This is a genomic window from Gammaproteobacteria bacterium, from assembly GCA_003696665.1.
Lineage (GTDB): Bacteria > Pseudomonadota > Gammaproteobacteria > Enterobacterales.
The window spans coordinates 1-12,126 of the sequence record RFGJ01000580.1 but is presented as its reverse complement, the minus strand read 5'-3'; the positions used below and the strand labels follow the sequence as shown (position 1 = coordinate 12,126).

Genomic DNA, 12,126 nt, shown 5'->3' with positions numbered 1-12,126 from the left:
TCTTAGTCTATCTTTTGCTGGCCAGTGCCTTTTTGGGATGGTTCGGGTGGTATCGTTGGCACATTTCGCAGCAGCGGCAGGCGATGCTTGAACGCCTTCGGGCGAGTGAGAAGAAACTTCGTTTGGCCATGCGGGCCAGCGGCCAAGGGGATTGGAATTGGGAGGCGTCGGCGGACGCTTTTGAGTTTCAGGATACCAAGTTATTGCTTGGCACCGATATACCAACTCGCATAACCGTCATTGCTATGCTGGCCAGTATTCATGAGGATGACCGGTTGCGCGTGATAAGAGATTGGAATAATCATCTCTTTGGGCATTCGCAGATGTATAACACAGCCTATCGCGTCAAAATGCCGGGAGGCACTGTCTGGCTTGCTGTCTGGGGGCAGGCAACGGAACGGGATGCATCCGGCATGGCAGTGCGGGTCAGTGGCACGTATCGTAATGTGACGGCCGAGCGGGCACAAGAAGAGCGGCTGCGGCTGTTGGCAAAGGCGTTTGAACATACTGCCGAGGGGGTACTGGTGCTGGATGCATCGCGTCGTATCATTGAAGCAAACCAGGCCTCTTGTCGGTTGTTTGGCTTAGCCATTGAAGATTTGTTTTATCATCGGGTTGAGCGGCTGCTATCATCGCGCCAATCGTCAGGTCATTACCGTAAGGTCTGGCGTTTGCTTAACCAGCAGGGACATTGGCAAGGTGAGATCTGGATTGATAATGCGTCGGGGCGCACATTGCCGGTTTGGGTCAATATGAGTGTCATTGATGAGCAAAGTGCCCTCAAGGAACGTCAATATGTCATTGTATTTTCCGACATCAGTGAGCGAAAAGCGGCCGAAGAGGAGCTAGTTTATCTGGCCAATTATGACCCTTTAACGCAACTCCCAAATCGGGCGCTCTTTTTCGACCGATTGTCGCATGCGATCGAATCGGCCAAACGGGAGCACCTGCCAGTCGCGCTGATGTTTCTGGACTTGGATAATTTCAAACAAATTAACGACTCATTTGGTCATGGCGTCGGTGATCAGCTGCTGGTGGCGATTTCGGATCGTTTACGCAGTGTGCTGAGAGATGATGACACCATTGCGCGGATCGGTGGCGATGAGTTTGTCATTATTCTGGAGCATCTCGGACATATTGGCGCCATTTCGACCGTGGTCGAAAAGATTCGAAAGGTGATGAGCCATCCGTTTGAGTTATCTGGCTATCATGTGAGGACCACTTTCAGTATTGGCATCGCCGTCTATCCGGGGGATGGCAGTGACGCAGAGACATTATTGAAAAATGCCGACATTGCGATGTACCACGCCAAGGAATCCGGTCGGAATCAGGTGCAATTTTTTGCCCGCGAAATGCAGCAGCGAGCGAAGGCTCGCCTTGAAATCGAAACGGGACTCCGTCGAGCTTTAGAGCTTGAGCAACTGGAAGTGTGGTATCAACCCATTGTGACATCCGGGAACCTAGCTGTAGCTGGTTTTGAGGCATTGGTTCGCTGGCGAAGCGATGACGGCCGTTTGATATCGCCGGCCAAATTTATTCCAGTGGCAGAGGAATCGGATCTTATATGCGAAATAGGCCACTACGTCATGCGCAAAACGGTAGAACAGCTGGATTTATGGAAAGCGAAATTTGGATTCTCGGGTTATATAAGTGTCAATTTGTCTTCACGACAGTTGCGTCAAGCGGGCTTTGTTGATTCGTTTCAGCCATATGTTCGTCAGCCATCGGGCGCCTTGCGTGCTATTGTCGTGGAAATCACAGAGTCCTCGTTAGTCGAACAGGTAGACAGAGCTAGCCAAACGTTGGCGCAGCTGCGAGAAATCGGCTTTGCGGTCGCCGTGGATGATTTTGGTACCGGTTACTCAAGCCTGCATTATTTAAGCCGCCTGCCGTTGGATATTGTGAAAATTGATGCCGCCTTTGTGCACAAAATGCTCAACTCGAAAGTGGATCAGACCATCGTTCGGGCCGTGATTGACATCGCTGATGTCAAGGGGTTGCACGTTGTTGCTGAAGGCATTGAAAATCCGCAACAGGCAGAATGGCTAGAGCAAGCGGGCTGCCGCTATTTCCAAGGCTATCTTTACGGCCGCCCGGCGCCTAAGGAAGTCATTGAAGCCAAATGGCTTAAGACTTAACGGGTGGCCTGTGACAGGTTACCGCCAGCAAAAAAAATAAAAGGGTTAACCAATCCATTGTACCGCCCGACGAATGTGAAGGTGTAGAAGGCGGTGGATTCACAGGGTTTTGTTCAACGACTTTCACAACAAACAGTCCATTGGCGATGTCACTGACAAGAATATGTCCGCTCGGCAGGTAAGGGTAGACGCCCCAGGCCCCATCGAATTGAGCGCTGTTTTCCGCTGGAACGGGAAAGGTATCAAAATAACCGATTTCCGTTGGTTGCAGCGGGTCGGAGATATCCAAGACGGTGAGCCCTCGGCGATAGTTGGACATGTAATAGCGTGTCCCGACAGCGAAGCCGTTGTGATCAATGGCGAGCGTTGTGCCACGGTACTGGCCAGCCAGCACCGGGCGGACGAGGTCATCCATGTTGAAGATGCGCAATGTTGTCGGCTGCCCGTACTGCACTTCGTCCAACTCATCTTGCACAAACAAGTAGCGGCCGTCTTGAGACCAACTCCCGGAATGCACATAACCAACCCCGGCGTAGCTGGTTTGAGACAATAGTTTAGGTTGTGATGGCGTGGTGATGTCCCACAGATCAATGCTGTCTTCACTGAAATCCGCGAGCAGATGACAGGGACCTTGTCCTGCAGCGCACTGTGCGCTCCTTGGATCCTCAGCTGTGATCCAAAAACCAGCGCTATCATGCATGTAGCTTCCTGACGAGGCACCAGTTGCGACGAGCGAGGGATGTACAGGGTCATCAAGCCGATAGAGGCGAAAAACACCGCCGGCTGTGTCGGCGCCCGCAATGTGAAGTAAGGCCGTTTGCGGATTGGTGGCAAGACCAGTGGCCGGGTCAACGGCACTCAGATTCACATTATGCGCACGCTTAAAATCCATCAATGTATTGACGACCTTTGCTGTGTCGGGAAGTTGGTTGAGATCAATAATTTGAAGCCCTTGGTTTGCCTCGGTGGTGACATAGGCATAGGCCAGGTAACGTTGTGCGTTGTGGTCGAAATACTGGTAGACCTTGATGTCTCGCCAGATGGATGAGGTGCCGGGAATGCTGATGACTTCTCTCGGCGATTCCGGTGTCGACAGATCAAAAATAGCGATTCCATTGTCAAGACCTATCAGGGCATATTCGCGTTGCTGGTTAAGATCGACAAATCCCCAGATATCATTGGTAGAGGTGGGATGGCTGCTCATGGCAGAAAGTGGTATGCGCGCCACAAGATCAACATTGTGACATGGAAAGTCACCAGCAAAGCCATTGCGGCAAGGCAGCTGCCCCTGAACGATCGGCTTTTGCAGCCTCTGATACACATTGACTGCAGCAGTTACGCTGTCTGAAGGGGCACGTTTTCTGTCGCGGATAATTCTAAAGCCTTTCTTCGCAAGCGCCGCACGGAGATTTGCCGGCACACCTGTCAGTTGCGTCTTATCTTTTGCCTTACCCGAGAAATCGGCCCGATAACCTCCGACGACGTCAATCGCTCCGGTGAACAGGTAGAACAAACTGTTTTCCGAGACCGGGTAGGTGCCGGTCGCGACCTGAACGCGATCACCTTTGCCAGCCTGGCGCAAGGCATAGTCCAGCGATTGGCAGGGATGTTTTGGGTCGTGACAACTGCCCTGGTCAGTGCCGTGTTCGGCCACATAAAGGATTGGATGAGGGCCTGCATGATGTGCCTCGCAAAGCCCTAACCACGTACTAAACGAAATGAACAGCAGAACGTGTGGAAATTTCATCGAACTTACGGTATTCGCTAGCCGATTTACGTTAGACTATAGCACTGTTTTACGGTGGTGACATTGGCCCCACTCAACAGACGAACCAAAGGGGATGTTAAAATGACAGTGCGATTTGAATTGCATCCAACGCTTGCCAGAGATGGATTTACAGTTGGTGATTTACCACTTAGTCATGTTTTGCTGATGAATGATGAGCGGTTCCCGTGGTTTATCTTGGTGCCGAGGCGGCCGAATATTCGCGAAGTATACGAACTGTCGCAAGCCGACCGAATCCTGCTTCAAGATGAGATTGCATACTTTGGCGAGTCGCTTATGAAGGCCCTTTCTGGCAATAAGTTGAATGTCGCTGCACTAGGCAATCAGGTGCCACAGTTGCATGTGCACCTAGTTGTTCGTTTTCATCATGATGCCGCCTGGCCAAATCCAATTTGGTGTCAAGGCGCACCAGAGCCGATGACAGAAACCACACAAAAAACACGGATGGAAATTGGGCAGGCGATTATTCGTCAGTTGATTGCGCAGCACGATCAGAGGGCTGTCCCGAAACCGTGAGAAACTGGGCGAGTATCTCCTTGATTCGATCGAGGCTATAGGGTTTCCCGATGTGTTCGTTCATTCCCGCGCTTAAGCAACGTTCTCTATCTAGCGCTGAGGCATGTGCGGTCACAGCGATAATTGGAATGTTTGCGTAGGACGAAGCGGATTCACGGATACGCCTTGTTGCCTCGAAGCCATCCATTTCCGGCATCTGACAGTCCATAAAAACGAGATCGTAGGTGTTTTTGGCTAATGCAGTCAGACATTCCCGGCCATTGTTCACCACGTTACACTCGAGATTTTGGTTGCGGATGATGGAACTGAGAATCTTTTGGTTCACAACATTGTCTTCGACAACCAAAATGCGCGCATTTGTGGATAGATGAGAGAATTCTTTGTCATGCGCTTGATCAACGAACTTGACTGGCACCAGAAGACTGAATTTCGTGCCTTTGCCTGGCACCGAGTCTGCCTCCAGGTGTCCTCCCATGAGTATGGCCAGTTTTCGTGAAATGGCAAGTCCAAGACCACTGCCATGGTGTGCTGGCTCACCTTTCTGATCGACTTGCTCGAAGGGTTTGAAGATTCGATCGAGATGCGCTTTTGGTATGCCAATCCCTTGGTCAATGAGCGTAAATTTTAACCACACTTTTGACGATTCTGTCCGATAGCGTGTCAGCACCAGACGAATCTCTCCTTGGTCCGAAAACTTAATGGCATTCGACAGCAGATTTGACAAAACTTGTTTGATGCGCTGTCCATCACCAAGAATCGGAGGTAAGTCGAGGATTTCCGGAGCAATGTGGTGGCTGAGCTTGAGACCTTTCGCCTTGGCGTTCGACTGAAACAGTCTGGTGACTTCTTCACAGAGCGCTTGAGCATCCAGTACTTGCCAATTTAAGCGCATCGCCCCTGATTCCATTCGGGCATTCTCAAGAATATCGTTGATCAATTGCAACAATGATTGGGCGCAATGCTCTATGGTTTCTATCTGTTCACGTTGTTCATCAGTAAGGTTATCGCGTTCAAACAGATAGAGCATACCGAGAATGCCGCTGAGCGGTGTTTTGATTTCGTGCGACATGGTGGCTAGGTAGGTGCTCCGATTGGCGGCCAGTGTTTCCGCCTCTTGTTTTGCGGCCAGCAAGGCTTCCGTCTTTTCCTTGATGATTTCGTCCAACGACCGGTTTTGCCGCTGTAGTTGTTCGTAGAGTTCAGTTTTTTCACTGGCTACGTGCTTTAGTTTGAGACGTGCCACCTCCAGCTCATGCAGAGTCTGGTTTAAAGTTTTCGCGAGTCGAGTGATTTCAGCCGGTGTCTTGTTGTCCAGCTCAAGCTGCACCAGAGGTTTATTGGGCCGGATTTTCTCAACGGTGGATTGAAGCTGCTCGAGTGGTTTGGCAATTTGTTGTGCCAATCGGTGCGCCAATCCTCGACTGGCAAGGACAAACAACCAAGCAATGGCAGAAACGATCAGCGTGTATAAATTGATTTCATAGATCGTGGTGTGTAATGGCTGAATATGGGTCAATTTCCAGCCTGGCCCATGGAGGGTTGTGATACCAACCAGTGCGTCATCCTGAGCAACATGACCAAAATAATTGGTATGCATTCGTGTCAGCGCCAAGGAGGAATCAGACGGGATACTAGTAAGGCTTTCTGGGGCATCAGGACCAACCGCAGCAATCATGTGGCCAGTGGCATCAATCAAAGCCACTGTGCTGTCTGCTGTCGGCTGGTGAAGCAGTGGTTTTAGGCTTTCCAATTGAAGTGACCCAGCGATGATGCCAGCAAATGCGCCATTGTCCCTCAGTAATGGAATACTGATGACGACAATAGGTTTTTGCCCCGGACCGCGTCCTCGAAATACCTGGCTGATGTAGGGCTTCTGGCTGACGGCAGCGGCTTTGAAATAGGCGCGATCGGCAACGGATAAGTTAGACTTCCCGAATCCTCTCTTGATGAGATCGGGAGATGTGGCGAGCAGTTGTCCTTTGAAATCGGCGATGAACAACGTCTTAAAACCGGGAAATTCGCCATGAATCGCTGTGAGGTATGTCCGCAGCTCGGAAGGGTGTGCCTCAGTCGCCACAGCAGGAGCGACCGCAGCCAAGATGTGCGAATAGTTGTCGAGGTACTGCTGGATTCGTTCTAAACTCAGCTGCTGGCTGCTGCGGAGTTGCTCATGAAATTGCCTTGTCATTTTCTGGCTATAAGACGTGGTCGACCAAATCAGTAGGCAAACCACGGGAAGCACACTAAACAATGTAAAGTATTCGGTAAGGTGACTGCGAAACGAGGTTGCGCGGTCGCGAAAAAATGGAAGCTTCGAGAAGGCTTCGGCAAGATAGGCGGACAAGACAAGCACGAGGCCTTCTATGGCCATGCCGGTCATCACGGTTTCGGTACGGCCCGGCAGCGGCTCGAAAAAAATTTGCAACAACAGCAGTAGCGGAAGGAACACTGCGGCAAGGATTGACACGAGCGTGCCAAACGCCACGGGCCGCCAGGCATGCACGGTGATGATGATCAGGAGTTCAATCGGTGGAAGTGACGTTAAGGCGCTTGGCCACATGGCCAGCCCTGAGCTTACTGAAACCAGTAGGGCAGGCAGCGTTCCAATATGGAGGTAGGCGAGAAACGCAAAAAAATGACCTAAAAGGATAGGCCACTGCCCTAGATTGAAGTAGTTGATACTCCAGTTTGTGGCATAAGCCAAGACAAGATATAGGGTCAACCAGCCCAAACGATGCGTCAGGGAAAGCGTTTTTGACTGTGTGACTTGCTCTGAAGTGGGCTGGCTTTCCATATCGTGTGATTACTCGGTCTCCTTACGAAGGCGATGAAATGCTTTTTCAGCTGCTTCAATTGTAGCACCAATGATGTCAGCGTCATGTTCGGAAGAAACAAAGCCTGCTTCAAAAGCCGATGGTGCTAAATAAACCCCTTGTTCGAGCATGAAATGAAAGAAGCGGGAAAACATTTCTGTTCGACACTGTGTGACTTGCTCATAATACTGCATTCGACCGGTAAACCCAGACTGGACAAAGAAGAGCCCGAACATACCACCGACTTGTGTGGTGTGCAGATCAATGCCCACGCGATTGGCAGCGGTTCTCAGACCGAGCAGTAGCTCAGCGCAGCGAGCTTCGAGCTTCTCATAAAAGCCAGGCGCTTGAACGAGTTGCAGCATGGCAAGCCCGGCCGCCATCGCAACCGGATTGCCAGAGAGAGTCCCCGCTTGGTACACCGGCCCTTCGGGGGCCAACTGGGCCATAATATCGGCCCGTCCACCAAAAGCGCCAACCGGCATGCCACCGCCAACGATTTTTCCAAGCGTGGTGAGATCGGGCATCACGCCGTAGCGTGATTGAGCCCCGCCTAGGCCGACGCGAAACCCAGTCATCACTTCGTCGAAGATGAGCAGCGCACCGTATTGATCACATAACTGTCGCAAGCCCGGCAAAAATTCAGGTGTCGGCGGGATGCAGTTCATGTTGCCAGCGACCGGCTCGACAATGATGGCGGCCACCTGATCGCCTCGCGATTTGAGTAGGGCTTCAACAGAGTCCAGATCGTTGTAGCGAGCCACCAGCGTGTGGCGGGCGAAGGCTTCCGGAATGCCGGGGGAGTTGGGCTGACCGAAGGTCAAGGCCCCGGAGCCGGCCTTCACCAACAGGCTGTCGGCATGGCCGTGATAGCAACCCTCAAATTTGATGATGTCATTTCGGCCGGTATAGCCTCTCGCTAGCCGAATGGCGCTCATCGTGGCTTCTGTACCACTGTTGACCATGCGAACTTTTTCAATGGATGGCACAAGCCTTTGTAAAGTGTTCGCCATTTCCACTTCCAACGCGGTAGGTGCGCCGAAGCTCAAGCCGTTTTCGGCCGCTTCGATGACCGCCTCACGCACTTTAGGATGATTATGACCAACAATCATCGGGCCCCATGAGCCAACATAGTCGATATAGCGACGACCGTCTTCGTCGTAAAGATAAGGCCCTTCGGCACGTTGAATAAAGATAGGCGTGCCTCCGACGGCACCAAAAGCACGTACCGGCGAGTTGACGCCCCCTGGAATCACTTGGCGTGCGGCTTCGAAAAGCGTTTGTGAGCGACTCATGAAAATTCCTCGGTCATGTTAAAAACGTTTGCCTGTGTACCAATTCACTGGCCGCGATTTAGACTCGACCTGATCGGCCACACCCAGAATTTCAGCAAATAACGCCATGCGAATGACGACGCCATTGTCTGCTTGCCGGAAGATGGCCAAATTAGGATGCTCATTCAAATCCGCATCAAGCTCATTTGCGTTAGGTCGAGCATCTCTAGGCATTGGGTGCATGATCACAGTCGTCGGTTGACAAAACTGCGAGTAGACGAATCGATTGATACGGTAAGCACCTTTGTATTTTTCGGCTTCCAATTGGCTTGGGAACCGTTCTTCCTGAATTCGTGTCTGATAGACGATATCGACGTCGGCCAGCCCTTCTTCCAGAGATTCTGTCTCAATCACTTCATGTCCGGCTTCGATAAGCCGCTGGACGATTTCGATCGGCATACACAACGCTTTTGGAGAAATAAACACAAAAGTGATATTTCGATAGAGACTGAGCAAACGGCTCAGCGAATGTACGGTTCGACCATGCGCCAAATCGCCCACCATTGCGATGCGCATACCGTGGATTTTGGCGCCATGACGCGCCAGTTCATTCCGAATGGTGTACAGATCGAGCAGTGCTTGGCTTGGATGTTCATTGGAACCGTCACCACCGTTGATGACCGGCACCCGTGAGGCCTGTGCGAATTCCTGAACCGAACCTTCCATAGGATGACGCATCACCATGATATCGCTGTAGCCAGACAGCACTTTCGCCGTATCGTACAGGCTCTCACCCTTGGCTAGGCTTGAAGTTTTTATTTCTGTGGTTTCACGGACATGGCCTCCAAGCAAATTAAAGGCGCAGCCAAAGCTCACGCGCGTTCGTGTGCTTGGTTCAAAAAAAAGGCTGTTAAGAATGGCACCCTCTAGCACATTGGTGACGCGTTCACGACGCGCATAAGGAAGGAGTCTGTCAGCGGTGTTAAACAGGACATCAATATGTTCAGGGGTAAATTGAGCGACGCTCAGAATATGTTGTCCAGTAAATAGCGTCATAAAAGTGCCGTGCAAGTGGATTTTTCTTTGTGCACATTTTGAAGACTTGCGCCGTCAAACTCAAGTCGTACGGCGCAGCCATCACATTTTAGATGGAGAATGATGAACCGCAGCCACAGGTTGTTGTGGCGTTCGGGTTTTCGACAACGAAACGTGCGCCTTGCAACCCTTCCGTGTAGTCGATTTTAGCGCCCATCAGATATTGCAGGCTGAGTGGGTCGATGACGACATGAATACCATCCTTTTCGATGCACAAGTCACCATCATTGATTTTTTCGTCAAATGAAAAGCCATATTGAAAGCCAGAGCAACCCCCCCCCGTGACAAACACCCTCAGTTTGAGGTTCTGGTTCTCTTCCTCCGCAAGTAAGGCTTTCACCTTCCGTACGGCTGCTCCGGTGACTTCTACCATCTGACTGACATCATTCATGTTTGTAGCACGCCCTCATCTTTGACTCAGCCGTTATTATCCCTCATCGTTCCCGTCTTTGTCACGCTTTGTCGATTGATGCTCGAGACGATGAATTGCTTTGGGATCGCATTTGATCAACTTGCCATTTACGGTGGCACCCATGGCCATTTGCAGCATTTGATATTGTACGTCACCGGAGATCACTGCGCTGTCCATCAATTCGACGTCTCCCGCGGCCTCAATGTTGCCTGACACTTCGCCATAAACCACCACATGGGGCACTTGAATGTTGCCCTGGACCCGGCCATGTGGACCAATGGTGAGAATCGCATGTTCGTCAGACGCATTAAGGTTGCCTTCAACGACACCATCAATGTACAGGTTGCCAACAAATTCGATATTTCCGTGAATCACGGTGCCTTCGGTGATGAGTGTATCGACCGAGTGTTTTTTACGATGCTTCTTTTTGTTTCCGAGCATGGTTTGGCTCCTCGATTTCTGACCAGTCGAATTCGGCGCTGGTCTTGTGTTTTCCGTCACGTGTTGTGGCGGTGATCGAAATTTTTTCTGGCGTAAAACCGGATGGTAACTGAATGACACCGGTCAAGCGTTGAAAAAATCGAAAAGAAAATCGGGGCATCATGCCTTGCTCAGGAAACAGCGTATTGCCCGACAATTGCAGCGGCTGCTCGTTCTGCCGGCCAGTGATTGTGAAGTTAACAGTGCCTTTAAGATACCAGTCCTGCTTTTTGGCCTGCGTGAGCACGAGTTCATAGTGCCATTGTTGGGGTTTGTCGCCAGCGCGAATGGCCAGCGAGTCAATCGTCAATCCTTTCTTGTTATTTTCCGGCGCCATGATAGAACGGTAGAAGGCGAGTTCCTTCTCAAGACGTTGCTTGTCATGTTGAAGCTTTTCCAGTTCCTCCTGACTGGTTTTTACGCTGGCGCGCGCCATTTGGGCCTCGGCTTCCAGTTGTGCCAGTTTTCTGCGCATGTTGCTCATGTCTTCAAGGGTATGCGCCAATCGATTCTGTAACTCAGTGTATTGTGCCTGCCATATTGCTTTTCGCTGGGCGGCGGTGGCGAGGCCCAAGGCATAACTGGCTGCGAGCAATATGACAGCCAGTAAAAGCCAACGGATATACCATCGCCACGTGCGTTTCGGAACCACTTGATAAGCCATGGAGTCAGCTGTTTGCGAATTCGAATGACATCATGTTAAAGCGCATTGACAAGCAACACAAACATTGAAAGGAGTCTGATCCAAATCAAGTTGTGGCTGGAGGTTTCGGTTAAACTTGCGGCTGACTATTGAGACTTTACGTTTGATTGAGTAGTATTGAGAATTATTAGCGTTTAGATTTGAGTTTGCCATGACGCCATTGAGCAAAGTATCAGAGAAACACCAGGTGCGTTTGTCAGAAATGCGCCTTGAAGAATCCTTGTGTGCCCGCTTGGTGGCCATGGGGTTGTCCGAAGGAAGCGTGGTCACTGTGCTCCGCAATCGAAGTGGTGATGTGGTGTTGGCCAAAGGCAGGGCGCGCGTCAGCTTAAGCCGTCAGGTGGCCGCTGCGTTGTATGCTCAGCCAATCGTTGCGTGACCATGAAAGCTTGCTGTGAAGCCGACACAACGGCCGCTATCGCGTTGTCTGATCTAGTGGTGCTTGTCGGCAACCCGAATTGCGGCAAGACAACGCTTTTTAACGCCTTGACCGGTGCTAGACAAAAGACTGGCAACTGGCCGGGGGTGACCGTCGAACGAAAAGAGGGGCGATGGTGTCTTGCTGACGGCACTGAGGTGAGGCTCGTTGATTTGCCGGGTGTTTATAGCCTGTCAAGCCAGTCTCCGTCAATCGATGAGAAGATTGCCCGCGATTTTATTCTACAAACAAAAGGGGCGATCTATATCAATGTTGTGGACGGGACGAATTTGTCACAGGGATTGTTCCTGACCTTGCAGTTACGAGAGTTGGGCGTGCCGGTGGTGGTAGCGCTCAATATGATGGATCTGGCAGAGAAAAACGGCATTCAAGTCGATGTGAATGCGTTGTCTGAGTTACTGGGATGTCCAGTGATACCCATCAGCGCACGAGAACAACTCGGACTAAAGGATTTACAAGAGAGACTGATG

11 protein-coding genes are annotated in these 12,126 nt (G+C 51.1%); 4 read left to right on the top strand and 7 right to left on the bottom strand.

All coding sequences use genetic code 11. The annotated features are described in order from the left end of the window. The first annotated feature begins 14 nt into the window (after positions 1-14). Positions 15-2,138 carry an EAL domain-containing protein gene (locus tag D6694_14130; GenBank protein ID RMH36080.1) on the top strand — a complete coding sequence of 708 codons (2,124 nt, stop codon included), beginning with the start codon at positions 15-17 and terminating at the stop codon, positions 2,136-2,138. Here D6694_14130 and D6694_14125 read toward each other — a convergent pair. Continuing rightward, positions 2,128-3,885 carry a choice-of-anchor B family protein gene (locus tag D6694_14125; protein RMH36079.1) on the bottom strand — a complete coding sequence of 586 codons (1,758 nt, stop codon included), beginning with the start codon at positions 3,883-3,885 and terminating at the stop codon, positions 2,128-2,130. The genes D6694_14130 and D6694_14125 overlap by 11 nt on opposite strands. Positions 3,886-3,993: 108 nt before the next feature. On the opposite strand from D6694_14125, the gene D6694_14120 reads away from it, so the two are divergent. Then, positions 3,994-4,440: an HIT domain-containing protein gene (locus D6694_14120; GenBank protein ID RMH36081.1), complete on the top strand. Its 447-nt coding sequence runs from the start codon at positions 3,994-3,996 to the stop codon at positions 4,438-4,440. Here the strand turns inward: D6694_14120 and D6694_14115 are convergent. From D6694_14115 to D6694_14090, 6 genes are all read right to left on the bottom strand, one after another. Beyond that, positions 4,388-7,234 (bottom strand): response regulator, encoded by a 2,847-nt coding sequence (locus D6694_14115; GenBank protein ID RMH36078.1) that lies wholly within the window; start codon positions 7,232-7,234, stop codon positions 4,388-4,390. The two genes, D6694_14120 and D6694_14115, sit on opposite strands and share 53 nt — an antisense overlap. Before the next feature lie 9 nt (positions 7,235-7,243). Next, the gene (gene hemL / locus D6694_14110) at positions 7,244-8,548 is read right to left on the bottom strand and encodes a glutamate-1-semialdehyde-2,1-aminomutase (protein RMH36077.1); all 1,305 of its coding nucleotides are present in this window, start codon (positions 8,546-8,548) and stop codon (positions 7,244-7,246) included. An 18-nt stretch (positions 8,549-8,566) separates the two neighbouring features. Continuing rightward, complete coding sequence (locus D6694_14105) at positions 8,567-9,583, bottom strand: aspartate carbamoyltransferase (protein ID RMH36076.1); 1,017 nt, start codon at positions 9,581-9,583, stop codon at positions 8,567-8,569. Positions 9,584-9,671: 88 nt separating this feature from the next. Continuing rightward, positions 9,672-10,013 carry an iron-sulfur cluster insertion protein ErpA gene (erpA, locus tag D6694_14100; protein ID RMH36075.1) on the bottom strand — a complete coding sequence of 114 codons (342 nt, stop codon included), beginning with the start codon at positions 10,011-10,013 and terminating at the stop codon, positions 9,672-9,674. 36 nt (positions 10,014-10,049) lie between these two features. Continuing rightward, positions 10,050-10,475, bottom strand: a complete 426-nt coding sequence (locus tag D6694_14095) for a polymer-forming cytoskeletal protein (GenBank protein ID RMH36074.1) — start codon at positions 10,473-10,475, stop codon at positions 10,050-10,052. Beyond that, on the bottom strand, positions 10,447-11,178 hold the full coding sequence (locus D6694_14090) for a hypothetical protein (GenBank protein ID RMH36073.1): 732 nt from the start codon (positions 11,176-11,178) through the stop codon (positions 10,447-10,449). The genes D6694_14095 and D6694_14090 overlap by 29 nt, the downstream gene beginning before the upstream one ends. Before the next feature lie 190 nt (positions 11,179-11,368). On the opposite strand from D6694_14090, the gene D6694_14085 reads away from it, so the two are divergent. Then, positions 11,369-11,596 carry a ferrous iron transport protein A gene (locus D6694_14085; GenBank protein RMH36072.1) on the top strand — a complete coding sequence of 76 codons (228 nt, stop codon included), beginning with the start codon at positions 11,369-11,371 and terminating at the stop codon, positions 11,594-11,596. 2 nt (positions 11,597-11,598) lie between these two features. Then, the coding region (locus D6694_14080; protein ID RMH36071.1) for a GTP-binding protein at positions 11,599-12,126 on the top strand (528 nt) is incomplete at its 3' end.

Coding starts and splice junctions, on each gene's coding strand:
- D6694_14125 (RMH36079.1), bottom strand. CDS start 3,885: ATGAAATTTCCACACGTTCTGCTGTTCATTTCGTTTAGTACGTGGTTA.
- D6694_14115 (RMH36078.1), bottom strand. CDS start 7,234: ATGGAAAGCCAGCCCACTTCAGAGCAAGTCACACAGTCAAAAACGCTT.
- hemL (RMH36077.1), bottom strand. CDS start 8,548: ATGAGTCGCTCACAAACGCTTTTCGAAGCCGCACGCCAAGTGATTCCA.
- D6694_14105 (RMH36076.1), bottom strand. CDS start 9,583: ATGACGCTATTTACTGGACAACATATTCTGAGCGTCGCTCAATTTACC.
- erpA (RMH36075.1), bottom strand. CDS start 10,013: ATGAATGATGTCAGTCAGATGGTAGAAGTCACCGGAGCAGCCGTACGG.
- D6694_14095 (RMH36074.1), bottom strand. CDS start 10,475: ATGCTCGGAAACAAAAAGAAGCATCGTAAAAAACACTCGGTCGATACA.
- D6694_14090 (RMH36073.1), bottom strand. CDS start 11,178: ATGGCTTATCAAGTGGTTCCGAAACGCACGTGGCGATGGTATATCCGT.
- D6694_14085 (RMH36072.1), top strand. CDS start 11,369: ATGACGCCATTGAGCAAAGTATCAGAGAAACACCAGGTGCGTTTGTCA.